The sequence below is a fragment of the Pseudomonas sp. GW821-FHT09C08 genome (genome assembly GCF_059418125.1).
Genome location: NZ_JBWKPG010000002.1, coordinates 448,494 through 471,805 on the forward strand (window position 1 = coordinate 448,494; position 23,312 = coordinate 471,805).

The window sequence follows — 23,312 nt, forward strand, 5'->3', positions numbered from 1 at the left end:
GGTGGGGGTGGAGCGAGATGGGCAACCGAGCAAAAAACACGCGGCTTTTCTGTAGGCGCTGGCTTGCCTGCGATTGCATCGAATGGGTGTCACTGATGTACCGAGGTGCCTGCATCGCAGGCAAGCCAGCTCCCACAGAAAAGCAGCGTCGGGGAGTGAACAGGCATAAAAAAACCGCTTCCGGTAAGGGAAGCGGTTTTATCTACAGCCGCACTGTCAGAACAACTTCAGTGGCGGTGCTTGTTCTTTCAACGGCTCGTTCTTCGCGGTCTGCTCGTTCCAGCCACCGCCGAGGGCCTTGTACAGGTTGACCTCGCTGTTCAGCTGCGCCAGGCGGTCGGTGATCAGCGATTGCTGGGCACTGAACAGTTGGCGCTGGGCGTCGAGGAAGGTCAGGTTGCTGTCGACACCGATGCGGTAGCGACGCTCGGCCAGGCGGTAGTAATCCTGGTTGGCGGCGACGAAGCCACGTTGGGCATCCAGCTGCTGCTTGTAGGTTTCACGCGCGGCGAGGCCGTCGGAAACTTCCTGGAAGCCGGTCTGGATCGCCTTCTCGTAGTTGGCCACGTTGATCTCTTTCTGGATCTTCGAGTAGTCCAGGCTTGCGCGCAGGCTACCGGCGTTGAAGATCGGGATGTTGATCTGCGGGGCAAACGACCAGGTACCCGAGCCGCCTTTGAACAGGCCGCCCAGGGTCGGGCTGGCAGTGCCGGCACTCGCGGTCAGGCTGATGCTCGGGAAGAACGCCGCGCGGGCTGCGCCGATATTGGCGTTGGCCGCCTTGAGGTTGTACTCGGCCTGCACAATGTCGGGACGACGTTGCAGCAGGTCCGATGGCAACCCGGCTGGCACTTCGCTGAGCAGGTCATCCGACAGCGGCTTGCTGGTGATGTTTGCCGGCAAGCCGGTGCCCAGCAGCAGGGTCAGGCTGTTTTCGTCCTGGGCCACCTGGCGGGTGTAGCGCGCCAGTTGCACGCGGGCGTTTTCCACCGAGGTGCGCGCCTGGCTGAGGTCGAGGGCCGAGGCCACGCCGACTTCATTGCTGCGCGAGGTCAGCTTGTAGCTCTGCTCGAACGCGCCGAGGGTGTCCTGGGTCAGCTTGAGCAGTTCCTTGTCGGCCTGCCAGGTCAGGTAGGCGTTGGCCACGCTGGCCACCAGGCTGATCTGGGTGCTGCGCCGCGCTTCTTCAGTGGCGAAGTACTTCTGCAGTGCTTCTTCACTCAGGCTGCGCACACGACCGAACAGGTCCAGCTCATACGAGCTGATCCCGAGGCCGGCCGAGTATTGGCTGGTGATCCCGGCTTCGCCGGTCTGCGACAACTTGGCCGGGGTACGCGAACGGCTGCCGCTGCCCGTGGCCGAGATGGCCGGGAACAGGTCGGCACGCTGGATCTGGTACTGCGCGGCGTAGGCGTCGATGTTCAAGGCCGCAACGCGCAGGTCACGGTTGTTCACCAGCGCGGTCTGGATCAGCTGTTGCAGGGCAGGGTCATGGAAAAACTGCTTCCAGCCCTGCTCGGCAGCGGCCTGGCCCGGCGCCTGGGCCGACGAATACGCCGGCCCCTGCGGGTATTGCGCTGCTACCGGCGCGTCGGGGCGCTGGTAGTCAGGTATCAACGAGCAGCCACTGAGCACGAATGCCGTGACGGCTAGGGAAAGTAGCGACTTGCTCATTGGCCAGCCTCTTTAGGAGTTTCAGTAGTGTCGGTCTTTTTACGCTCGCCAACGGCCGACACGGTTGCAAAGAACAGTGGCACCCAGAAGATCGCCAGGACGGTGGCGGTGATCATACCGCCAATTACGCCGGTACCGATGGCGTGCTGGCTGCCCGAGCCGGCGCCAGTGGAGATCGCCAGGGGCAATACGCCGAGCATGAACGCCATGGACGTCATGATGATCGGACGCAGACGCATGCGGGACGCCTCGATGGCCGCTTCGACGATGCCCTTGCCTTGTTCGTGGAGCTCTTTGGCGAACTCCACGATCAGGATGGCGTTCTTCGCCGCCAGGCCCACTGTGACCAACAGGCCCACCTGGAAGAACACGTCGTTGGACAGGCCGCGCAGGCTGGTGGCGATCAATGCACCGATCACCCCCAGTGGCACTACCAGGATCACCGCGATCGGGATCGACCAGCTTTCGTACAGTGCCGCGAGGCACAGGAACACCACCAGCAGCGACAGCGCGTACAGCGCAGGCGCCTGGGAGCCGGAGAGGCGCTCTTCATACGACAGGCCGGTCCATGCATAGCCGACGCCGGCTGGCAGGTCCTTGGCGATACGCTCGACTTCCGCCATCGCATCACCGGTGCTGTAGCCAGGTGCCGGGGTACCGAGGATTTCCATCGCCGCTACACCGTTATAGCGCGAGAGTTTCGGCGAACCGAAGATCCACTGGCCCGACGAGATGGCCGACAGCGGCACCATCTTCCCGGAGCTGCTGCGCACGAACCACTTGTTCAGGTCTTCCGGAGACATCCGGCTGGCCGCGTCACCTTGCACGTACACCTTCTTCACACGACCACGGTCGATGAAGTCGTTGATGTAGCTACCACCCAGGGCAATCGCCAGGGTCTGCTGGATATCCGCCAGGCTGATGCCCTGGGCGCTGGCCTTCTCGTCGTCGACGGTGAGCTCGTACTGCGGCTCATCGTTCACGCCGTTGGGACGCACACCTGCGAGGATCTTGCTTTGCGCCGCTGCACCGAGGAACTGGTTGCGTGCCGCCATCAGCTTCTCGTGGCCGACGCCACCCTGGTCTTGCAGGAACACGTCGAAACCGGTGGCGTTACCCAGCTCCAGTACCGAAGGCGGCACGATGGCAAATACCATGGCGTCCTTGAAGGCCCCGAAGAAGTAACCCTGCGCACGCTTGGCCACCTCGAATACCGACATCGACGAGTCACGCTCATCCCACGGCTTGAGCATCACAAACGCGAGGCCCGAGCTCTGGCCACGACCGGCGAAGTTGAAGCCGTTCACGGTAAACACCGACTTCACGGCCTTGCCTTCGCCCGGCTCGCCTTCCTTGTCGTTCAGCAGGAAGGCACGCATGTCGTCGATGACTTTTTGCGTACGTTCAGCCGAAGAACCGACCGGCGTCTGTACCTGGGCAAAGATCACACCCTGGTCTTCCTCAGGCAGGAACGCGCTTGGAATACGGGTGAACATCCAGATCATGCCGGCCAGGATCAGCACGTAGACCAGGAACGCTGGAAACTTGTGCTTGATCATGTTGCCCACGCCGCGCTCGTAGCTCAGTACGCCACGGTCGAAGGTGCGGTTGAACCAGCCAAAGAAACCGCGCTTGGGTTGGCCATGCTTTTCAGGGTCGATCGGCTTGAGCATGGTGGCGCACAAGGCCGGGGTGAAGATCAAGGCAACCAGTACCGACAGCGCCATCGCCGAAACAATGGTGATGGAGAACTGTTTGTAGATCACACCGGTGGAACCACCGAAGAACGCCATCGGCAACAGTACCGCCGACAGTACCAGGGCAATACCCACCAGGGCGCCCTGGATCTGGCTCATGGATTTGACCGTCGCTTCTTTCGGCGACAAGTGCTCCTCGGCCATGACCCGCTCGACGTTTTCCACCACCACGATCGCATCGTCCACCAGCAAGCCGATGGCCAGGATCATGCCGAACATGGTCAGGGTGTTGATGGTGAAACCGAACGCTGCGAGGATCCCGAAAGTACCCAGCAATACCACCGGTACGGTCATGGTGGTGATGATGGTGGCGCGGAAGTTCTGCAGGAACAGGAACATCACCAGGAACACCAGCACGATCGCTTCGACCAGGGTGTGTACAACACCGGAAATCGACTCGGTCACGACCGGGGTGGTGTCATACGGCACCACCGCCTTCATGCCAGGCGGGAAGAACGGCTCCAGGGACGCCACGGTGGCGCGGATGGCCTTGGCGGTGTCCAGGGCGTTCGCACCGGCAGCCAGCTTGATCGCCATGCCGGAAGCCGGCTTGCCGTTGAACTGTGCACTGATGCTGTAGTTCTGGCCGCCCAGTTCGATACGCGCGACATCACCCAGGCGCACCTGCGAGCCGTCGGCATTCACTTTCATCAGGATCTTGGCGAACTCTTCGGCGCTTTGCAGGCGCGTCTTGCCGATGATGGTGGCGTTCAGTTGGGTGCCGGGCAGGGCAGGCAGGCCGCCGAGTTGGCCGGTGGCCACCTGGACGTTCTGCGCCTGGATCGCGTTGCTCACATCCACCGGCGTCAGCTGGTAGTTGTTCAGCTTGGCCGGGTCGAGCCAGATACGCATGGCGTACTGCGAACCGAACACCTGGAAGTCACCTACACCCGCGGTACGCGAGATCGGGTCCTGGATGTTGGACACGATGTAGTTGGAGAGGTCGTCCTTGGTCATGCTGCCGTCTTCCGACACCAGACCGATCACCATCAGGAAGTTCTTCACCGACTTGGTCACGCGGATACCCTGCTGCTGCACTTCTTGCGGCAGCAGTGGGGTCGCCAGGTTGAGCTTGTTCTGCACCTGGACCTGGGCGATGTCCGGGTTGGTACCCTGGTTGAACGTCGCGGTGATGGTCATGCTGCCGTCGGAGTTACTGTCCGAGGCGACATAACGCAGGTTGTCGATACCGTTGAGCTGTTGCTCGATCACCTGTACCACGGTGTCCTGCACGGTTTGTGCAGACGCACCTGGGTAGGTCACCTGGATATCAATGGCGGTTGGCGCAATGGCCGGGTATTGGTTGATGGGCAACTTCAGGATCGACAGTGCCCCGACCAACATGATCACCAGGGCAATTACCCAGGCGAAAATGGGACGGTCGATAAAAAATTTCGACATGGGTTACTCCCCCTGGCCAGCAGCGGCAGCAGGAGCAGCAGCGGAACCTGCGGGCTTGGCGTTGTCCGCGTCCTTGACCTTGACTTCGATGCCCGGCTTGATGAATTGCAGGCCTTCGGTGATCACGCGGTCACCGGCGTTCAAGCCTTTCTCCACCAGCCAGTAGGCGCCGGCAGTGCGGTTGGCCACCAGTTGGCGCTGCTCGACCTTGTTGTCCTTGTTCACCACCAGCGCGGTCGGGATGCCCTTGATGTCGCGGGTCACGCCTTGCTGCGGGGCCAGGATGGCCTTGCTGTTCACACCGGCCTGCAACTGGGCGTGGACGAACATGCCAGGCAACAGGGTGTGGTCAGGGTTGGGGAACACGGCGCGCAGGGTCACGGAGCCGGTGGTCTGGTCAACCGACACTTCGGAGAACTCCAGCTTGCCGTCCAGGCCGTAGTCGCTGCCGTCTTCCAGGGTCAGCTTGACCTTGGCGGCATTGGCGCCGGCTTTCTCCAGCTGGCCGCTTTCCAGGTCGCGGCGCAGTTTCAGCATTTCAGCCGAAGACTGCGTGACGTCGACGTAGATCGGGTCCAGTTGCTGGATCACGGCCATGGCATCGGCCTGGCCGTTGCTGACCAGCGCGCCTTCGGTCACCGAAGAACGCCCGATACGCCCGGAGATCGGCGCGAACACTTTGGTGTAGCGCACGTTGATCTGGGCGGTTTGAACGTTTGCTTCGGCAGTCATGCGGTTGGCGACGGCGGTGTCGTATTCCTGGCGGCTGACGGCTTGCTCATCGACCAACTGCTTGTAGCGGTCGGTGATGGACTTGGTCTGGGTCAGGCTGGCTTGTGCGCTTTTCAGCGTGGCTTCATAGACCGACGGGTCGATCTGATAAAGCTGCTGGCCTTCTTTCACATCCGCGCCTTCCTTGAACAGGCGCTTGAGAATGATCCCGTTGACCTGTGGGCGAACTTCCGCGATGCGGTAGGCAGTGGTGCGGCCCGGCAGTTCGGAGGTCAGGGTATAGGCTTGCGGTTGAAGGGTGACCACGCCGACCTGAGGGGTTTGAGCGGGCGGAGCCGCTTCTTCCTTTTTACATCCGCTGAGCAGCGATGCCAGGGCGACGGCAGTGACCAGAGCGGTAACAGCTGGCTTAAGTTGCATGAAGATCCTCGGGTCAGGCGCGCAGAGTGCGCACAAGAAGTGTGGAAGGGTAAAAAACAAGCTGTGAGTAGATAAGTAGCTTGCTACGCAATATACTTACGTTCATGGTTGTTTGTAAACTCTTGACAGGCTTCGCGGAATGTTGACAAAGCACCGCCCAAAGCCTCGATTTTAGTACGTTCGGCGCCCATGACGGTGTCGTCCCACAATTATTCAGATGATCGTTACCGCCTATTGATCGTGCGTTACCGATAGTCCCAAGTGTCCTGATTGAGGTTTTACTGCCATGGTTCGTCGCACCAAAGAGGAAGCTCAGGAAACGCGCAGCCAGATTCTCGCCGCCGCCGAGCAAGCCTTCTATGAGCGCGGCGTTGCGCGGACCACGCTGGCTGACATCGCCGCGCTGGCCGGGGTGACGCGGGGTGCCATCTATTGGCATTTCAGCAATAAATCCGATCTGTTGCAGGCGCTGCTCGACACCCTGCATGAGCCGCTGGATGAATTGGCGCGCGCCAGCGAAAGCGAGGATGAACTCGACCCGCTCGGGTGCATGCGCAAGCTGTTGATTCATTTGTTTCATCAAGTAGCCCTGGACCCGAAAACCCGGCGCATCAATGAGATCCTGTTTCATAAGTGCGAATTCACCGATGAAATGTGCGATATGCGCCGCCAGCGCCAGACCCACAGCCTGGAATGCAACCTGCGCATCGGCCTGACACTGCGTAATGCGGTCCATCGCGGGCAACTTCCGGAAAACCTCGACACTACCCGAGGGGCAGTGTGCATTCATGCCTACATCAACGGGTTGATTGGCCAGTGGCTGCTGGTCCCCGACAGTTTCCAACTGCACCAGGACGCCGAGCGCTGGGTGGATGCCGGGCTGGACATGCTGCGCTGGAGCCCCAGCCTGCGCAATTAAGACAAAATGCGTAATTGCATCCAGTTGTGTCAACAGTAAAGCCCAAGGACCGTCAATCGTCCTTTTGCCTGATCGGTGGGGTGACTTTATATACGGGCTGGCGGGCGGTTGATAGGTAGCCGCCTAAGTATTTTGTAGCGATTTTGTTGCAAGGCTGTGAAGGAATGTTTCTTCGCCCTCAAGAAAAAGCCCCGGTTCTCGCGAGCCGGGGCTTTTTCGTTTCAGCAAGTTACATCACAGGGCCAGTGTCGGGTAGTCGATGTAGCCGACCGGACCCTTGCTGTAGAAGGTGTCCGGGCGTGGCTCATTGAGCGGCGCCTCGGCCTTCAGGCGTGCTGGCAGGTCCGGGTTGGCAATGAACGGTACGCCGAAGGCCACCGCATCGGCCTTGCCCGCCGCCAGCCAGGCGTTGGCGCTGTCCTTGGTAAAGCGCTCGTTGGCGATGTACGCGCCGCCGAAGGCCTTTTTCAATTGTGGACCGAGGCTGTCGCCGGCTTCTTTTTCGCGGGAGCAGATGAACGCGATACCGCGCTTGCCCAGCTCGCTGGCGACGTAGGTGAAGGTTTCTGCCAGGTTGTCGTCACCCATGTCGTGGGCATCGGCGCGTGGTGCCAGGTGCACACCGACACGGCCGGCGCCCCAGACTTCGATGGCTGCGTCGGTCACTTCCAGCAGCAGGCGTGCACGGTTTTCCAGGGAGCCGCCGTAGAGGTCGGTACGCTGGTTGGTGCTGCTCTGCAGGAACTGGTCGAGCAGGTAGCCATTCGCGCCGTGGATTTCCACGCCATCGAAGCCGGCGGCCTTGGCGTTTTCGGCGCCGGTGCGGTAGGCGTCGACGATGTCGGCGATTTCAGCGGTTTCCAGCGCACGTGGCGTCGGGTAGTCCGCCAGTGGGCGCACCAGGCTCACGTGGCCTTTAGCCTGGATGGCGCTCGGGGCCACCGGCGTTTCGCCGTTCAGGTACGACTCGTGGGAGATACGGCCCACGTGCCACAGCTGCAGGAAGATTTTGCCGCCGGCACCGTGCACCGCCTTGGTGACGTTGGCCCAGCCACGCACCTGGTCGTTGGACCAGATCCCCGGGGTGTCCGGGTAGCCCACGCCCAGTGGCGTCACCGAGGTGGCTTCGCTGAGGATCAGCCCGGCGGAGGCGCGTTGCACGTAGTACTCGGCCATCAGCGCGTTGGGTACGCGGCCGGCATCGGCACGGCAGCGGGTCAGCGGCGCCATGATGATGCGGTTCGCCAGTTCCAGGTCGCCCAGTTTGATCGGATCGAAAATAGTCGTCATGGGGAAAACACCTTTCTCTTTGAAGTTGATCAGTTGGTCGCAGGGGCCAGGTCGGCATCGCCGCTCTGGCGGAAAGTAATCAAGGTCACCACCAGCGCGAGGATCGCCAGGGCGGCGGCTGCCAGGGGCACGCTGGTCAGGCCGAAACCGTGGGCAATGACACTGCCGCCGACCCAGGCACCCAGGGCGTTGCCGATGTTGAAGGCGCCGATGTTCAAGGTGGAGACCAGGTTCGGTGCGGCCTTGCCGAAGGTCACCACGTTGATCTGCAGCGCGGGGACGGCGGCAAACGAGGCGGTGGCCCACAGGAACAGGGTGATTTCAGTCGGGATCACGGCGATGCTGGTCCAGGTCAGCGCGGTGGAGACCACCGCCATGCTGATGAACACGCCGATCAGCGTGGCCGCCAGGCGTTTGTCCGCCAGCTTGCCGCCGATGATGTTGCCCACGGTGAGGCCCAGGCCGATCAGCAGCAGGGTCCAGGTCACGCCTTTGGGGGAGACGCCGGTGACGTCGCCAAGCAGAGGCGCCACGTAGGTGAAGAGGGTGAACATGGACGCGGCGAACAGTGCGGTCATGGTCAGCGACAGCCAGATGCCGGCGCCTTTGAGGGCGGCCAGTTCGGCACGCATGTCGAGTTTTTCTTCGTCACGCTTGGCCGGCAGGAAGCGGATCAGGCCGATCAGCGCCACGACGCCAATCACCGTCACGGCCCAGAAGGTCGAGCGCCAGCCGGCTGCCTGGCCCAGCGCCGTACCCAGCGGCACGCCGAGCACGTTGGCCAGGGTCAAGCCGGTGAACATCAACGCCACTGCCGAAGCGCGTTTGTTGGCCGGTACCAGGTTGGCGGCAACCACCGAGCCGATCCCGAAGAACGCACCGTGGCACAGCGCGGTGACCACACGGGCAAACATCAGCACGTTGTAGTCACTGGCCAGGGCGCACAGCAGGTTGCCGACAATGAAGATGCCCATCAACGCTACCAGGGCGGCCTTGCGCGGCAGCTTGGCGGTGGCCAGCGCCATGAACGGCGCGCCGATGGCCACGCCCAGGGCGTAGCCGGTGACCAGCCAGCCGGCGCCGGGAATCGACACGCCGAGGTCCGCCGCCACATCGGGCAGCAAGCCCATGATGACGAACTCGGTGGTGCCGATGGCGAAGGCGCTCAGGGCCAGTATGAGTAGCGAGAGGGGCATTTGCGTTTCCTTGTTACAGCGGTGCGCTGAGTTCAGTGATGAGCGCCGTGAGGAAGGCTTGGATCACTTCCTCATTGCGTTTGAAAAAGTGCCACTGCCCGGCCTTCTGGCTGCTGATCAGTCCCGCCCGTTGCAAGGTCGCCAGGTGGGCCGACACCGTCGACTGGGACAAGCCGCAGCGCTGGTCGATCTGCCCGGCGCAGATGCCGTATTCGTGGTTGTGCAGTTGCTCGGGGAACTGCACTTTCGGGTCTTTCAGCCAGGTGAGGATGTCTCGTCGTACTGGGTGCGCCAGGGCTTTTATTATTTCGTCGAGGTCGATGGACATGGCAGGTGCTCGGTGTCGTAAAGCGTTATATCGCGATGAGGCGAACCTTAAATCGTTATATCCCGATATACCAATATGATTTTGGTCTGAGGTCAGGCTAAATCGGTATATCGGGTTATAACGATACGTTGTCGGCAGTGCTAGACTGCGCGCCATGAATTATCTCGCACATCTGCACCTGGGCGGCCAACTTCCTGCACAACTGCTGGGCAGCCTGTATGGCGATTTCGTCAAGGGCCGCCTGCAGGGCCAGTTCAGCCCGCAAATCGAGGCGGCGATCCAGCTGCATCGGTCCATCGACCGCTTCACCGACAGTCACCCGCTGGTCGGCGAGGCGTTGTCGCGTTTCAGCCTGACCCGCAGGCGCTACGCGGGGATTGTCCTTGATGTGTTCTTCGATCATTGCCTGGCGCGCGATTGGGCGCTGTATGCCGACCAGCCGCTGGAGCGCTTCACCGCGCAGGTCTACCGCGTGCTTGCCGCCGAGCCGCAGTTGCCAGGACGGCTGGCGCAGATTGCGCCGTACATGGCGGCGGATGACTGGTTGGGGTCGTACCGCGAGTTTGCGGTGATGGAGCAGGTCTTGCGGGGGATCTCGCGGCGCCTGACGCAACCCGAGGAACTGGGCCAGGCCATGCAGGAATTGCGGGTGCTGTATGAGCCGCTGAGTGAGGATTTCCGGCGGTTCTATCCGCAGTTGCAGGCGTTTGCACGCACCCAACTGATCAGTGGGATCTAATGTGGGAGCGGGCTTGCTCGCGAAAACGGTGTGTCAGTCAGCCTATTTGTGACTGAAAGACTGCATTCGCGAGCAAGCCCGCTCCCACCTTTTGACGGTGCCCGCTTCAGGCTGCAAACGCAGGTCGGGTATCCACCTGTTCAGCTTCCGGCAACGGCCCAAACAACGCCTTCTGCACCGCTTGCTGCGCCTGGAACGCCAGTGCCGCGCGTTCCTGTCCGGCGCAGGCGATCGGCTTGAGCACGTGGATTTCCACATCGCCCTGGTCATTGGCAAACAGGCGCATCAGGTGCGAGAGCAAATCGTCATCGCCAATGAACGGGGCCAGCGGGTCGACTTGCCCGTCGCGCAGGTAACGGATCGCCACCGGCTGTAGCGACACATCGGCCTCGATCGCACTCGCCAGCAAGCGCCCGTGGAAGGTGCGCAGGCTGCGCCCGTCGGTGGTGGTGCCTTCGGGGAACATCAGCAGCGGGTGCTGTTGCTCCAGATGACGGGTCATCTGCTTGCGGATCAACTGGCTGTCGCCTGAACCGCGGCGGATAAACAGGCTGCCGGCCTTGGCCGCCAACCAGCCGGCCACCGGCCAGGTGCGCACTTCGGCCTTGGACAGGAACGACATCGGCGTGACCATGCCCAGCAGCGGGATGTCGGTCCACGACACGTGATTGCTCACCCACAGCATCGGCGTTTGCGGCAGCTCACCGTGCACCGTCACGCGAAAGGGCAGGGCGTTAGTCAGTCGCGCCATGAAAAACCGCGACCAGCGTTGGCGGCGCACCATCGAATTGGCCACCCCCATGCGTTCGAACACGCCAAACACACTGGCCATGCTCAAGCCCAGTGCCACCACCCCCAGCACCCGGGCAATGCGCCCGTATACGCGCAGGCGGCTCATCACATGGCCGCCTTGAAGTGACGTGCATAGCGCGGGCACAGCTCGTCGCGCTTGAGCAGGATGAACACGTCGGCGACCTGGAAGTCTTCATCCCAGCACGGCTCGCCGCAGATCTTCGCACCCAGGCGCATGTAGGCCTTGAGCAGCGGCGGCATTTCGGCGATCACGTTGGACGGCAGGTCCAGCGCGGGCAGCGGTTTTTTCGGTTCGGCACGCAGGTGTTCGTTGCACAGGTAGCGTTCGCGCAGGCGTTGCATGATCGCGTGGGCCTGGATGCCGCCGTCGTGCATCGGGATGCTCGCGCACCCCATCAGGTAGCTGTAGCCGCCCTGGTTGAGCACTTCGGCCAACTCGCCCCACAACACGGCGATGGTGCCGCCATTGCGGTAGGCCGGGTCGACGCAGGTGCGGCCGATTTCCAGGATCGGGCCCTGCAAGTGCAGCAAGCCATGCAGGCTGAATTCTTCTTCGCTGTAGAACCGGCCCAGGGTGCTGGCGGCCTGGTGGTCGAGCAAGCGAGTGGTGGCGACGAGTCGACCGCTGTTCAAGTCCCGCACGCCGATGTGGCTGCAGTGAACATCATAGTCATCCATGTCCAGGCCCAGTTCCGCGCCTTTCAGCTTGGCGTTGAACTCGCCGCTGAACACGTTGAACCGCAGGGCCTGGGCTTCCTGCAAAGCCTGCGCGCCGATCAGGCGTTCGGCTTGCAGACGGCGTTCATTGCCGGTGTCGCTGATGCGGGCGATCTGAGTCATGGCGAGTCTCCGAGTGCCGGCCACGATTTCGGCCGGTCGACTTTGTTGTCCAAAGTCAGGCTATGTAGCCTCGGTGTCATCTCCATGAAGTTATGGTGACGCTTGGATGACAGGCGTTTTGATAGGGCTGCACAGCAACGGTCGCCCGATATTGTTTTCCTACATTTGATTTGGAGTGAGGACGACCGCTTGGAGGGAACCGGATTACCCATGCTGCCACACAGGCTCTGGATGTGAGGGCAGATGGGCGCCTTATGCCGTTGGACGTTTGCCAAGCCTTCCGTTGTGGAGGTAGGAGCACTATGCCGGTTTCGCCAGTTTCGAATACCACTCCCGCCTGGTGGGAAATTAATAATCATGAAAAAAGTCAGGGTTCTGAGCCGCCGGAGGTGCAAGTCATCAGCAAGCGGTACAGCGGCACCCGCAGCCAGGATGGTCGGTCTTATGGCGAACCCGTCAACAACAAGGTCGTGGCGTCGGGCATGCACCTGTTTGTATACAAGCCAGATAGTCGTGATCCTGGGAAAAAACCCGAGGACATTTGGAGTGCTTTCAGCCAGTGGAATCAGGACAACTGTGTGACCGTTGCGGCAATAAAGATGGCGATGATGCAGTTTGGAGAGCAGCCAACCGACGTATTCAAGGAGGTGCGAGAAGTCCCGGGTGGTTTCCAGGTTACGTTAAGAAATAACGAGTCGGTTTACGTGACCCAGGCTGAGCTTGAAATGACGTCCATGGCGATGAAGTTCAAGGGGACGGATCCAGGGGCGGTCACCTCGGCGAACGTAATCAGTACGGTTATGGCCAAGGTTGAGCAGCAGAAATTATCCAAGGAACAGAACAGGAATGTGGGGTTTGGCGAAGCGCTTCAGGTCTTGAATCGCCCTGACGCCCTTCCTTTGGCGCTTGCGCGGCTTGGCTTGGGAAATATGATTGAAATGGTATCGCCTGAAGACTTGCTCAAGGGCCGTTTAGGGGCTTTTTCCAGCGGCGCTAAAAACGGCAGTCATAGCTCTGTGAGCGTGGGTGGTAAAGAGGAGCGTTGGGGGCTGCGCGGCGGTCCATCCCCGACTGGGGAGGATATTTACGCATATGCATTCAAGAAATCATAAGCGTGCGATGCTTGTCATAGCGGGTTGTCACAAAACCATCATTAGTCTCGGCTAGCCTCGCGGGCTTGAATGCCCCCTTGAGTTTGCGTCCATGGTCCGAGGCCTGTTGTGCGTTGCCCTGCTGTTAGCCACCGTCACCGCCCGCGCCGAAACCTGGCCGGACAAGGACTGGGTCAAGGGCACTCCGCTTGAAGGCCCCGCTGTCGAAGCGCTCAACACTTATGCGTTCCCGCCGCGTGATGACACCACCCGACAAGGCATCCGCACCGATGCGTTGCTGGTGATCCGTGACGGCCAAATCATTTATGAACGCTATGCCGCGCCCACCACTGCCATCACGCCACACCTGACCTGGTCCATCAGCAAAAGCCTGATGGCCACCGTGCTGGGCGTGGCCTTCGGTGATAATCGCTTCAAACTGACCGACCCGGCGGCGCGGTTTTACCCCCCGATGAAACAGCACCCCACGGTGACCATGGCTGACCTGTTGCACTGGGCCTCGGGCCTGGACTGGCAGGAAGACTACGAATACGCCCCGTTGAAATCCTCGGTGGTGGCGATGCTCTACACCCGTGGCCACGCCGACATGGCCGAGTTCGCCGCCGACACCGAAGCTTTCGCCGCCCCGGGCCAGGTCTTTCGTTACTCCAGCGGTGACAGCAATATTCTCTCCGCCACCCTTAAAGGCATGCTCGGCCACAAGGCCTACATGAGCTACCCGTGGGATGCACTGTTCAAGCCGCTGGGGATTCACAACGCCACGTGGGAGACCGACGCCGACGAAACCTTTGTCGCCTCTTCCTACGCCTACCTCACCGCCCGTGATCTGGCGCGTGTCGGTCTGCTGATGGCGCGAGACGGGCGCTGGGGGGAGCAACAGCTGGTGCCCAAGGCCTGGGTCGATTTCAATCGCCAGCCGTTCGGTCGCTACCAGGCAGGCCAGGACGAAGTCGTGCCCGGCGGCCAATGGTGGCTCAACCAAGGGGCTCCACGCCCGTGGCCCGACGCCCCTGCGGACACCTTCGCCGCCCTGGGTCACTGGGGCCAGGCGCTGTTTGTGATGCCTGAAGAACATTTGGTGATCGTGCGCTACGGCGATGACCGCGATGGCAGCTACCGCCATAACGAACTGCTCAAGCGCGTGCTGGCGGCGGTGAAGCCATGATCCGTCGTCGCCCGTTTACCAGCCTGTTTCTGCTGCTGTTGCTCGCCCTGCTGGGATGGGTCTGGCACGAGCGCGTCAACCTGCAAGCCTTCCCCGACATCATCGCGGCCTATACCGCCAAGGAGTATTGTTCGTGTCGGTATGTGGCGAACAACCCGGCTGAATATTGCCGGGGGTATGTGCAGCAGTACGTGCCCACCAGCGCATTCAGCGACAACCCGGAGCGCAGTGAAGTGACGGCCAGTGGGTTGGGACGCACACACAGCGCGCGGTGGTTCGGCGATCGGCAGGGATGTCGCCTCAACCCCTGACACACCACCTTCCCATACAGTAACCGGCTTGCCGGCGATGGCGGCGGCACCGGCGATAGGGATGTCGGCTGGTCTACCGCTATCGCAGGCAAGCCAGCTCCCACATTTGCTCGGCTTTGTCAGTTCCATCGCGCCAGCACGCGGTGGCAGGTGTCGCCCGAATTCCTGACACACCGCCTTCCCATGCAGGCGCCGGCAAGCCGGCGATAGGATTGTCGGCTGGTCTACCGCCATCGCAGGCAAGCCAGCTCCTACGTTTGCTCGGCTTTATCAGTTCCATTGCACCGGGCCCACGGCACAGTTAAGGTTCGTGCAGGTTTTTTGCCGCATGAGTCTTTATGTTCAATGTCAAACCCCTGGCCTTCTTCCTGCTGATCGCCGCCGCTGCGCCTGCACACGCCGATTGGTACCTGGACAACGAGTCCTCGCGCCTGTCCTTCGTGACGACTAAAAACACCGAGATTGCCGAGGTGCAGCGCTTCCTGGTGTTGCACGGCAAGGTCGACGGCAAAGGCGCGGCGCAGTTGGAGGTGGAGCTGGAGTCGGTCAACAGTGGCATTCCGCTGCGCGATGAGCGCATGCGCAATCAGCTGTTCGAGATCAAGACCTTCCCTGACGCGCTGATCAATGCGCAGATCAACCTGCAACCCATCAACGACCTGGCGCCTGGCGCGCAGTTGGAATTGCGCCTGCCACTGAGCGTGACGTTGCATGGCAAGACCCAGACCTACAGCGCCGAGCTGTTGGCCACGCGCCTGGATGATCGACGGTTCCAGGTGGTGACCCTGGAACCGGTGGTGTTGCATGCCGAGGATTTCGAACTGGTGCCAGGTGTGGCCGCGTTGCGCAAGGCGGCGGGGCTCAAGTCGATCAGTTTGTCGGTGCCGGTGGGTGCGGTACTGATTTTCACGGCGCGCTGACGTGAGCGGCGCGGTCTTCCCGTGGCGCAGCGCCAACCGTTTCGAGTTGTTGATCGACGGCCCGCAATTTTTCCCACAGATGTTGGTGGGCATTGCCCGCGCCGAGCGGCAAGTCGATGTGGAGTTGTACCTGGTGGAAGCCGGCGCCTGCGCCGAAGCCATGGTGCAGGCGCTGGTATTGGCCGCCGAACGCGGGGTGCAGGTGCGCTGCCTGTTTGATGATTACGGTAGCCTGGCCTTTACCTTGGGGCTGCGCAAACGCTTGACCGACGCCGGTGTGGCGTTGCGTTTTTACAATCGCCTGAACTGGCGACGGTGGATGCGCAATCTCTACCGTGACCACCGCAAGCTGTTGTTGATCGACCAGCACATCGCCGTGGTCGGTGGCACGGGCGTTACCGATGAGTTCTGGACGCCGGGGCAAGACACTGCCGACTGGCACGAAGTGATGGTGCAGATCAGTGGCCCGCTGGTGCAGGACTGGCAGGCACTGTTCGATCGCCAGTGGCACGCCAACGCCGCGCGGCGCGAGTGGAAACCTGCCACGCATTTTGGTTTGCCCCGCTTGCCCAAGGTGCCGGCGACCGGGCCGGGCCTGGGGCGCGTGGCCTATGCCGATGCCCGCCAGCACCGCGATATTCTGCAATCGCTGATCCGCGCCTTGAACAGCGGCCAGCACCGTATCTGGCTGGCCACGCCGTATTTCCTACCGACCTGGAGTGTCCGCCGTGCCTTGCGCCGCGCAGCCGGGCGCGGTGTGGACGTGCGCCTGTTGCTCACCGGCCCACGCACCGATCACCCGTCCGTGCGCTACGCCGGGCACCGTTATTACCCGCGCCTGCTGCGTTCGGGGGTGCAGATCTTTGAATACCAGCCGTGTTTCCTGCACCTGAAGATGGTGCTGGTGGACGATTGGGTCAGCGTCGGCTCATGCAACTTTGATCACTGGAATTTGCGCTTCAACCTGGAAGCCAACCTGGAAGCGTTGGACCCGGAATTGACGCAGGCGGTGGCGGGCAGTTTCGAGCGCGACTTTGCCCAGAGCCTGGCGGTGAGCCTGGAGGCGTGGAAGGCGCGGCCATTGTGGCGGCGGGTGAAGCAGCGGGTGTGGGGGTGGATTGATCGGCTGGTGGTCAACTTGCTTGATCGACGCGGCTGATTCGCTCACATCGATAAGCGGTGGGAGCTGGCTTGCCTGCGATAGCGGCGGTGAATGTTCCACCACTATCGCAGGCAAGCCAGTTCCCACATTGACCGTGTCTACAGCTTCAGGTCAGAGCAGTTCGAAGGTTTGTTGCTGCACATCCTGGGAGTCCAGCCCGATCTGCACGTTGAACTGGCCGGGTTCGGCGGCGTACTTCAACTGGGTGTTGTAGAACTTCAAATCATCCTCGGTGATGGTGAAGTGCAGCGTGCGCTCCTCACCGGCCTTGAGCATGACCTTCTGGAAGTTCTTCAGTTCTTTGATCGGGCGGATCATCGAGCCGGCCACGTCCTGGATATACAGCTGCACCACGGTTTCGCCGTCGACCTTGCCGGTGTTTTTCAGCGTGACACTGGCGTCGAGCTTGCCGGTCTTGTTCAGGGTGGTCGACGACAACGCCATTTCCGACAGGCTGAACGTGGTGTAGCTCAGGCCATAACCGAACGGGAACAGCGGCCCGGTGACGTCATCGAAGTACTGCGAGGTGTAGTTGCCCGGCTTGCCCGGGGTAAAGGGCCGGCCGATGGTCAGGTGGTTGTAGTAGGTCGGAATCTGCCCCACCGAACGTGGGAAGGTGATCGGCAGCTTGCCCGACGGGTTGTAGTCACCGAACAGCACGTCGGCAATCGCGTTGCCGCCTTCGGTGCCGGCGAACCAGGTTTCCAGGATCGCGTCGGCCTGTTGGTTCTCTTCGAGGATCGACAGCGGACGACCGTTCATCAGCACCAGCACCAGCGGCTTGCCGGTGGCCTTGAGGGCCTTGATCAGGTCGCGCTGGCTTTGCGGGATGTTCAGGTCGGTGCGGCTGGACGACTCGTGGGACATGCCGCGCGATTCACCCACGGCAGCCACCACCACGTCGGCATCCTTGGCGGCCTTGACCGCTTCATCGATCAGCACTTGCGGCGAACGGGTGTCATCCACCACTTCCGGAGCATCGAAGTTGAGGAAGTTGAGGTAGTCGACCACGGCCTTGTCGTTGGTGATGTTGGCGCCCCGCGCGTAGATCACCTTGCCTTTTTCGCCGATCACGGCATTCATGCCGTCGAGCAGGGTTACCGACTGCGCCGGTTTGCCGGCGGCGGCCCAGCTGCCCATCATGTCGATCGGTGCCTTGGCCAGCGGGCCGACGAGGGCGATGGTCGCGGATTTTTTCAGCGGCAGGGTGTCGTTCTGGTTCTTCAGCAGTACCAGGCTGCGGCGTGCGATGTCGCGGGCCTCACTGCGGTGCAGGCGGCTTTCGGCGTAAGTGTCGGCCGGGTCATCCTCGGCCTTGCCGATGCGCAGGTACGGGTCGGCGAACAGGCCCATGTCGTACTTGGCGCCGAGCACTTCGCGCACGGCGTTGTCGATGTCGCTCTGCTCGATCTCGCCGGACTTGAGCAAGCCGGGCAATTCCTTGCCGTACAGCGAGTCGTTCATGCTCATGTCGATGCCGGCCTTGATCGCCAGCTTGGCGGCTTCACGCCCGTCCTTGGCCACGCCGTGCTTGATCAGCTCGAAGATCGCGCCATGGTCGCTCACGGCCAGGCCCTTGAAGCCCCAGTCCTTGCGCAGCAGATCGTTCATCAGCCAGGTGTTGGCGGTGGCGGGGACGCCGTTGATCGAGTTCAGGGCGACCATCACGCCGCCGGAGCCGGCCTTGATCGCCGCGTGGTAGGGCGGCAGGTAGTCCTGGTACATCTTGACCGGGCTCATGTCGACCACGTTGTAGTCACGCCCGCCTTCCACCGCGCCGTACAGGGCGAAGTGCTTGACGCTGGCCATGATGCTGTCGGCATTGGCGGGGCTGGTGCCCTGGAAGGCCTTGACCATCACTTCGGCGATGCGCGAGACCAGGTAGGTGTCTTCGCCGAAACCTTCGGATGTGCGGCCCCAGCGCGGGTCGCGGGAGATGTCGACCATCGGCGCGAAGGTGATGTCGAGGCTGTCGGCGGCAGCTTCCTGAGCGGCGATGCGCCCGGAGCGGCCGATGGCGTCCATGTCCCAGCTGGACGCCAGGGCCAGGCTGATCGGGAAAATCGTGCGGTGGCCGTGGATCACGTCATAGGCGAAGAACATCGGGATCTTCAACCGGCTGCGCATGGCCGCGTCCTGCATCGGACGGTTTTCCGGGCGGGTGATCGAGTTGAAGGTGCCACCGATGCGGCCGGCGGCGATTTCCTTGCGGATCAGCTCGCGGGGCATCTCGGGGCCGATGCTGATCAGGCGCAACTGGCCGATCTTTTCATCGAGGGTCATCTGCTTGAGCAGGTCGCTGACGAAGGCGTCCTTGTCCTTGAGCGCAGCAGGCTTTGTTTCTGCCCAGACGGGGTGGGTGGCCAGAGTGGCAACAAGGCCGAGCAAACACAGCTTCTTCATGAATATCCTTTTTCGGCTCACTGCACAGCGCTGGGGCTGATCGGCCAAAATGTGGGGAGCGTCTATTGTTGTTCGGGTGTTGTTCAGATAAATGCAGCACACTCTGAACTCTTTTTCGCGCTGGGCATCTTTGTAGCTGATTGGCTCAATGCATTCCAGTGGTGGCGGATTATGCCCCAAGCGCGCGGTTTATAGGGTTAGTCGTCACATTCCATCCAGTTTGGTCAGGAGAAACACCATGCAAGCAGCACACTCTTCCCGCTGGGGCCTCAAGGCCGCGGCTTTGCTACTGATCAGCACGGTGCTGAGCGGTTGCGGCATCAACACCATCCCGACCCTGGATGAGCAGGCCAAGGCCGCCTGGGGCCAGGTGCAGAACCAGTATCAACGCCGTGCCGACCTGATCCCCAACCTGGTGGAAGTGGTCAAGGGCTACGCTGCCCATGAGCAGGACACCCTGACCGCCGTCATTGAGGCACGGGCCAAGGCCACCTCGATCCAGGTGGATGCCAGCACCCTCGACAACCCGGAAAAACTCAAGCAGTTCCAGCAGGCCCAGGATGGTTTGAGCGGTGCCCTCAGCCGCTTGATGGTGGTGTCCGAGCGCTACCCGGACCTGAAGGCCAACCAGAACTTCCTGGCCCTGCAATCGCAGCTTGAAGGCACCGAAAACCGTATCGCCGTGGCCCGCCGCGACTTTATCCAGGCGGTGCAGGCCTACAACACCGAGATCCGCACTTTCCCCGGCCGCTTGTGGCACAGCGTGATGTACAGCGATCTGCCGATCCGCGCCACGTTTGAAGCCACCAGTGCCGATGCCGATAAAGCGCCGCAAGTGAAGTTCAAATAAGGCTGCATTGAGGTGTCGATGCGTTTATTCAGGATAGGCCTGGCGCTGTGGCTGCTGGCCTGCGTGGGCGTGGCCCAGGCGGCGCTGACCTTCCCGGCATTGACCGGTCGGGTGGTGGACACCGCCCAGATGATCGACCCGGCGACTCGGGAGCAGATCACCCAGCAATTGCAGGCGCTCGAGCAAGCCCGTGGCGACCAGATCGTGGTGGTCACGGTACCCGACCTGCAGGGGGTGCCGATTGAAGACTACGGTTATCAGTTGGGCCGCCAGTGGGGCATTGGCCAGAAGGGCAAGGACAACGGCGCGCTGTTGATCGTCGCCCGCGATGAGCGCAAATTGCGCATCGAAGTCGGCTATGGCCTGGAAGGCGTGCTGACCGATGCGCAGTCCTGGGTGATCATCAACCAGGTGATTGCGCCCAAGTTCAAGGCCGGCAATTACAGCCAGGGCATCAGCGATGGTGTTTCGGCGATGGTGCAGGTGGTCGGCGGCGAACCGCTGGCGGTGCCGGCGCACGTGGCGGACGCCAACTTTGCCAAGGATAATCCGGGGTTTTCCATCGGCCTGTTTATCTTGCTGATCGGTGTGCTGTGGCTGTGCAATCGGCTGGGGCTGCCGGTGGGCGCCATCTTGCTGGCGATCCTCAGCAGCAGCAGCGGGCGCGGCGGTGGTGGCGGAAGCGGAGGCGGTGGTTTCCGCGGCGGCGGTGGCGGCTTCGGCGGCGGCGGGGCCTCGGGCGGCTGGTAATGACAATAACGACAACAGAGCATCTACAACCATGGCACTACTGAGTGAACACGAGCAACGCCAGGTCGCCGAGGCGATTGCCCGCGTCGAGCAGCAGACCGACGCCGAACTGGTGACGGTACTGGCTGCCCGCGCGGACGACTACGCCTACATCCCACTGCTGTGGGCCAGCCTGATCGCGTTGGTGGTGCCGGGTGTGGTGCATTACTTGTCCGGCTACTTGACCATGTACACCTTGCTGTTGGCGCAGTGGGCGACGTTTATCGTGCTGTGCCTGGTGTTTCGCCTGCCCAAGGTCACCACCCGCCTGATCCCGCGCTCGGTGCGCCATTGGCGCGCGTCCAACCTGGCGCGCCGGCAGTTCCTGGAGCAGAACCTGCACCACACGCTGGGCAGCACCGGTGTGCTGATTTTTGTCAGTGAGGCCGAGCGCTACGTGGAGATCCTGGTGGATGAGGGGATTTCCAAGCGCCTGGATGACAGCAGTTGGGACACCATCGTCAGGGCGTTCACTCAGCAAGTGAAACAGGGGCAGACACTGGCGGGGTTTATTGCTTGCATTGAAGCCTGCGGGGAGTTGCTCAAGGTGCATGTGCCGGTCACGCAGACCCGCAATGAACTGCCCAATCGCCTGGTCGTGCTCGAATAGCCCATCTTGCTCCAGGTGGGAACTGGCTTGCCTGCGGGGCGGGCAACTGGGTCTGTCAGGCCCGTCGAGGTGATGCAATCGCGGGCAAGCCCGGCTCCCACATAAGGTGCGTCCCGCCGTGGATGGGCAGGGTTGATTGACCGTTGATCAAATAACCCCGTGCCCTCGGCCCCCATCCCCCCTAAAATGCCCGGCATCCCCAGCCCGAGGCTTTTTTGTTCATGTCTGTCACCGCTCAACCTGCCCGCCCTGCGCCGGATCATCACGCCCAGTTCATCGAACTGTTGAGCGCAAGCCTGGCGCAGCATGCGTTTATCAAGCTGGTGCTGGCCAAGTACGTCGGTGCGGAAGCCGAGCTGCAACGGCTGATCATCAAGCAGGTAGAGGTCAAGGAGCAGCCGTGCCTGTCCTTCGTCTACCGCTACAAGACCCGCGACATCACCAAGAATTTCGCGCTGGCCGAAGGTGTGGCGATGATTGCCGAGTTGCTGCCGGCGTCCTTCAAGAACGCGCACCTGCTGTCGCTGACCGATGAAGCGCAGCTGGAATACAGCAAGAAGAACAAAAGCTCGCTGTTCAAAAGCAAGCCGCAGCAACTGCGCGAGGCGCCTTCGGCTGAGCATAACCGCGAGAAGAATCGCTTCCTCGACCTGAGCCGGCCGTTCCTCGCCGACCTCGGCGTGACCGATGCCAGGCAGGCGCTGATCCCGTCGATGTCGCGCAAGTGGAAGCAGATCAACAAGTTCATCGAAGTGTTCAGCCATGCGCTGACCTCATCACCGTTGAAGCTGGACCAGCCGGTGCGCGTCGCCGACTTCGGCTCGGGCAAGGGCTACCTGACCTTTGCGATTCACGATTACCTGCGCAACACCCTCAAGGCCGAGGGTGAAGTGACCGGCGTGGAACTGCGTGAAGACATGGTGACCCTGTGCAACAGCGCCGCTGCGCGCCTGGAGCATCCGGGCCTGGTGTTCAAGTGCGGCGACGTGCGCAGCGTGGCGCCGAGCGAGCTGGACGTGATGATCGCCCTGCATGCCTGCGACATTGCCACCGATTACGCGATCCACACCGGCATCCGTTCCGGCGCGTCGATCATCATGTGCTCGCCGTGCTGCCATAAGCAGATTCGCCTGCAGATCCAGAGCCCGGCACTGCTCAAGCCGATGCTGCAGTACGGCCTGCACCTGGGCCAGCAGGCGGAAATGGTCACCGACAGCTTGCGTGCGCTGTTCCTCGAAGCCTGTGGCTACGAGACCAAAGTGTTCGAGTTCATCTCGTTGGAGCACACCAACAAGAACAAGATGATCCTCGCGGTCAAGCGCGCCGAGCCTGTGGACAACGCGCAGTTGCTGGCGAAAATCCAGGAGCTGAAGGCGTTCTACCACATCACCGAGCACTGCCTGGAAACCCTGCTGAGGGCGGATGGTTTCTTGAACTGAACACACTACGTGCAGGCGCTGGCTTGTGTGGGAGCTTTCGAGCTTTAGCGAGGCTGCGAAAGCGGCGGTATTGGCGATAGGATTCCCCTGTGGGAGCTGTCGAGCTTTAGCGAGGCTGCGAAAGCGGCGGCATGGGCGATAGAGGGGTTGGCTGACCGACCGCTTTCGCGAGCAAGCCCGCTCCCACATTTTGAGCGTACCCGGCCACAGATTTCGTAGCCATTCCGCGATTCCCCTGTGGCAGCTGTCGAGCTTTAGCGAGGCTGCGAAGGCGGCGGCATGGGCGATAGAGGGGTTGGCTGACTGGCCGCCTTCGCGGGCAAGCCCGCTCCCACATTTTGACCGTACCCCGCCACAGATCTCGTAGCCATTCCGCGATTCCCCTGTGGCAGCTGTCGAGCTTTAGCGAGGCTGCGAAGGCGGCGGCATGGGCGATAGAGGG

General features: G+C 61.8%; 20 protein-coding genes. 11 read left to right on the plus strand and 9 right to left on the minus strand.

The window, feature by feature from the left end:
* Window positions 1-216: 216 nt before the first annotated feature.
* Genes adeC through AC07OJ_RS08675 form a run of 3 tightly spaced genes read right to left on the minus strand, consistent with a single transcriptional unit; the run spans window position 217 to window position 5,984 of the window.
* Complete coding sequence (gene adeC, locus AC07OJ_RS08665) at window positions 217-1,674, minus strand: AdeC/AdeK/OprM family multidrug efflux complex outer membrane factor (protein ID WP_065899473.1); 1,458 nt, start codon at window positions 1,672-1,674, stop codon at window positions 217-219.
* Window positions 1,671-4,832 (minus strand): efflux RND transporter permease subunit, encoded by a 3,162-nt coding sequence (locus AC07OJ_RS08670; RefSeq protein WP_065899472.1) that lies wholly within the window; start codon window positions 4,830-4,832, stop codon window positions 1,671-1,673. The genes adeC and AC07OJ_RS08670 overlap by 4 nt, the downstream gene beginning before the upstream one ends.
* A 3-nt stretch (window positions 4,833-4,835) precedes the next feature.
* Window positions 4,836-5,984, minus strand: a complete 1,149-nt coding sequence (locus AC07OJ_RS08675) for an efflux RND transporter periplasmic adaptor subunit (protein ID WP_106804900.1) — start codon at window positions 5,982-5,984, stop codon at window positions 4,836-4,838.
* A 286-nt stretch (window positions 5,985-6,270) separates the two neighbouring features.
* Here AC07OJ_RS08675 and AC07OJ_RS08680 point away from each other — a divergent pair, with 286 nt between their 5' ends.
* Window positions 6,271-6,903: a TetR family transcriptional regulator gene (locus AC07OJ_RS08680; RefSeq protein WP_065899470.1), complete on the plus strand. Its 633-nt coding sequence runs from the start codon at window positions 6,271-6,273 to the stop codon at window positions 6,901-6,903.
* Window positions 6,904-7,137: 234 nt separating this feature from the next.
* On the opposite strand, the gene AC07OJ_RS08685 is transcribed toward AC07OJ_RS08680, so the two are convergent.
* The 3 genes from AC07OJ_RS08685 to AC07OJ_RS08695 are packed head-to-tail and all read right to left on the minus strand — an operon-like array spanning window position 7,138 to window position 9,717.
* Window positions 7,138-8,193: an alkene reductase gene (locus tag AC07OJ_RS08685; protein WP_065899469.1), complete on the minus strand. Its 1,056-nt coding sequence runs from the start codon at window positions 8,191-8,193 to the stop codon at window positions 7,138-7,140.
* Between the two features lie 29 nt (window positions 8,194-8,222).
* Window positions 8,223-9,389, minus strand: coding sequence for an MFS transporter (locus AC07OJ_RS08690; protein WP_065899468.1), 1,167 nt, complete (start codon window positions 9,387-9,389; stop codon window positions 8,223-8,225).
* 13 nt (window positions 9,390-9,402) lie between these two features.
* Window positions 9,403-9,717 (minus strand): ArsR/SmtB family transcription factor, encoded by a 315-nt coding sequence (locus tag AC07OJ_RS08695; protein WP_065899467.1) that lies wholly within the window; start codon window positions 9,715-9,717, stop codon window positions 9,403-9,405.
* A 154-nt stretch (window positions 9,718-9,871) separates the two neighbouring features.
* Between AC07OJ_RS08695 and AC07OJ_RS08700 the strand changes: the two genes are divergently transcribed.
* A complete protein-coding gene (locus AC07OJ_RS08700; RefSeq protein ID WP_120447817.1) occupies window positions 9,872-10,456 on the plus strand; it encodes an acyl carrier protein phosphodiesterase in 585 nt (194 codons plus the stop codon).
* Between the two features lie 106 nt (window positions 10,457-10,562).
* Here the strand turns inward: AC07OJ_RS08700 and AC07OJ_RS08705 are convergent, their stop codons facing one another.
* Together AC07OJ_RS08705 and olsB are read right to left on the minus strand one after the other, a co-directional pair.
* Window positions 10,563-11,354, minus strand: a complete 792-nt coding sequence (locus AC07OJ_RS08705; protein WP_106804898.1) for a lysophospholipid acyltransferase family protein — start codon at window positions 11,352-11,354, stop codon at window positions 10,563-10,565.
* The gene (gene olsB / locus AC07OJ_RS08710; RefSeq protein WP_049709576.1) at window positions 11,354-12,109 is read right to left on the minus strand and encodes an L-ornithine N(alpha)-acyltransferase; all 756 of its coding nucleotides are present in this window, start codon (window positions 12,107-12,109) and stop codon (window positions 11,354-11,356) included. Before olsB ends, AC07OJ_RS08705 begins: the two co-directional genes overlap by 1 nt.
* Window positions 12,110-12,411: 302 nt before the next feature.
* On the opposite strand from olsB, the gene AC07OJ_RS08715 reads away from it, so the two are divergent.
* The 5 genes from AC07OJ_RS08715 to AC07OJ_RS08735 all read left to right on the plus strand — a co-directional run bounded on the left by AC07OJ_RS08715 (window position 12,412) and on the right by AC07OJ_RS08735 (window position 16,776).
* On the plus strand, window positions 12,412-13,221 hold the full coding sequence (locus AC07OJ_RS08715) for a hypothetical protein (RefSeq protein ID WP_495094388.1): 810 nt from the start codon (window positions 12,412-12,414) through the stop codon (window positions 13,219-13,221).
* Window positions 13,222-13,312: 91 nt separating this feature from the next.
* A complete protein-coding gene (locus tag AC07OJ_RS08720) occupies window positions 13,313-14,386 on the plus strand; it encodes a serine hydrolase domain-containing protein (RefSeq protein WP_495094389.1) in 1,074 nt (357 codons plus the stop codon).
* Window positions 14,383-14,697 (plus strand): amidase, encoded by a 315-nt coding sequence (locus AC07OJ_RS08725; protein ID WP_495094390.1) that lies wholly within the window; start codon window positions 14,383-14,385, stop codon window positions 14,695-14,697. Before AC07OJ_RS08720 ends, AC07OJ_RS08725 begins: the two co-directional genes overlap by 4 nt.
* Window positions 14,698-15,035: 338 nt before the next feature.
* Entirely contained in the window at window positions 15,036-15,617 is a 582-nt protein-coding gene (locus AC07OJ_RS08730) for a YceI family protein (RefSeq protein ID WP_065899461.1), read from the plus strand.
* A gap of 1 nt (window position 15,618) precedes the next feature.
* The gene (locus tag AC07OJ_RS08735; RefSeq protein ID WP_065899460.1) at window positions 15,619-16,776 is read left to right on the plus strand and encodes a phospholipase D-like domain-containing protein; all 1,158 of its coding nucleotides are present in this window, start codon (window positions 15,619-15,621) and stop codon (window positions 16,774-16,776) included.
* Between the two features lie 114 nt (window positions 16,777-16,890).
* Here the strand turns inward: AC07OJ_RS08735 and bglX are convergent, their stop codons facing one another.
* A complete protein-coding gene (bglX, locus tag AC07OJ_RS08740; protein WP_106804895.1) occupies window positions 16,891-19,182 on the minus strand; it encodes a beta-glucosidase BglX in 2,292 nt (763 codons plus the stop codon).
* Between the two features lie 238 nt (window positions 19,183-19,420).
* Here bglX and AC07OJ_RS08745 point away from each other — a divergent pair, with 238 nt between their 5' ends.
* The 4 genes from AC07OJ_RS08745 to AC07OJ_RS08760 all read left to right on the plus strand — a co-directional run bounded on the left by AC07OJ_RS08745 (window position 19,421) and on the right by AC07OJ_RS08760 (window position 22,870).
* Complete coding sequence (locus tag AC07OJ_RS08745; RefSeq protein ID WP_106804894.1) at window positions 19,421-20,032, plus strand: LemA family protein; 612 nt, start codon at window positions 19,421-19,423, stop codon at window positions 20,030-20,032.
* Between the two features lie 18 nt (window positions 20,033-20,050).
* Complete coding sequence (locus AC07OJ_RS08750; RefSeq protein ID WP_106804893.1) at window positions 20,051-20,782, plus strand: TPM domain-containing protein; 732 nt, start codon at window positions 20,051-20,053, stop codon at window positions 20,780-20,782.
* A 31-nt stretch (window positions 20,783-20,813) separates the two neighbouring features.
* Window positions 20,814-21,431 carry a TPM domain-containing protein gene (locus AC07OJ_RS08755; protein WP_106804892.1) on the plus strand — a complete coding sequence of 206 codons (618 nt, stop codon included), beginning with the start codon at window positions 20,814-20,816 and terminating at the stop codon, window positions 21,429-21,431.
* Between the two features lie 221 nt (window positions 21,432-21,652).
* Window positions 21,653-22,870, plus strand: a complete 1,218-nt coding sequence (locus AC07OJ_RS08760; protein WP_120447819.1) for a class I SAM-dependent methyltransferase — start codon at window positions 21,653-21,655, stop codon at window positions 22,868-22,870.
* Window positions 22,871-23,312: the final 442 nt, after the last annotated feature.

Excerpts from the sequence above, each read along its gene's own strand:
- AC07OJ_RS08745 (WP_106804894.1), top strand. The coding sequence starts at position 19,421 with ATGCAAGCAGCACACTCTTCCCGCTGGGGCCTCAAGGCCGCGGCTTTG.
- AC07OJ_RS08750 (WP_106804893.1), top strand. The coding sequence starts at position 20,051 with ATGCGTTTATTCAGGATAGGCCTGGCGCTGTGGCTGCTGGCCTGCGTG.
- AC07OJ_RS08680 (WP_065899470.1), top strand. The coding sequence starts at position 6,271 with ATGGTTCGTCGCACCAAAGAGGAAGCTCAGGAAACGCGCAGCCAGATT.
- AC07OJ_RS08675 (WP_106804900.1), bottom strand. The coding sequence starts at position 5,984 with ATGCAACTTAAGCCAGCTGTTACCGCTCTGGTCACTGCCGTCGCCCTG.
- AC07OJ_RS08690 (WP_065899468.1), bottom strand. The coding sequence starts at position 9,389 with ATGCCCCTCTCGCTACTCATACTGGCCCTGAGCGCCTTCGCCATCGGC.
- AC07OJ_RS08695 (WP_065899467.1), bottom strand. The coding sequence starts at position 9,717 with ATGTCCATCGACCTCGACGAAATAATAAAAGCCCTGGCGCACCCAGTA.
- AC07OJ_RS08730 (WP_065899461.1), top strand. The coding sequence starts at position 15,036 with ATGTTCAATGTCAAACCCCTGGCCTTCTTCCTGCTGATCGCCGCCGCT.
- AC07OJ_RS08685 (WP_065899469.1), bottom strand. The coding sequence starts at position 8,193 with ATGACGACTATTTTCGATCCGATCAAACTGGGCGACCTGGAACTGGCG.
- AC07OJ_RS08725 (WP_495094390.1), top strand. The coding sequence starts at position 14,383 with ATGATCCGTCGTCGCCCGTTTACCAGCCTGTTTCTGCTGCTGTTGCTC.
- AC07OJ_RS08720 (WP_495094389.1), top strand. The coding sequence starts at position 13,313 with ATGGTCCGAGGCCTGTTGTGCGTTGCCCTGCTGTTAGCCACCGTCACC.
- olsB (WP_049709576.1), bottom strand. The coding sequence starts at position 12,109 with ATGACTCAGATCGCCCGCATCAGCGACACCGGCAATGAACGCCGTCTG.
- AC07OJ_RS08760 (WP_120447819.1), top strand. The coding sequence starts at position 21,653 with ATGTCTGTCACCGCTCAACCTGCCCGCCCTGCGCCGGATCATCACGCC.
- AC07OJ_RS08670 (WP_065899472.1), bottom strand. The coding sequence starts at position 4,832 with ATGTCGAAATTTTTTATCGACCGTCCCATTTTCGCCTGGGTAATTGCC.
- bglX (WP_106804895.1), bottom strand. The coding sequence starts at position 19,182 with ATGAAGAAGCTGTGTTTGCTCGGCCTTGTTGCCACTCTGGCCACCCAC.
- adeC (WP_065899473.1), bottom strand. The coding sequence starts at position 1,674 with ATGAGCAAGTCGCTACTTTCCCTAGCCGTCACGGCATTCGTGCTCAGT.
- AC07OJ_RS08700 (WP_120447817.1), top strand. The coding sequence starts at position 9,872 with ATGAATTATCTCGCACATCTGCACCTGGGCGGCCAACTTCCTGCACAA.
- AC07OJ_RS08755 (WP_106804892.1), top strand. The coding sequence starts at position 20,814 with ATGGCACTACTGAGTGAACACGAGCAACGCCAGGTCGCCGAGGCGATT.
- AC07OJ_RS08705 (WP_106804898.1), bottom strand. The coding sequence starts at position 11,354 with ATGAGCCGCCTGCGCGTATACGGGCGCATTGCCCGGGTGCTGGGGGTG.
- AC07OJ_RS08715 (WP_495094388.1), top strand. The coding sequence starts at position 12,412 with ATGCCGGTTTCGCCAGTTTCGAATACCACTCCCGCCTGGTGGGAAATT.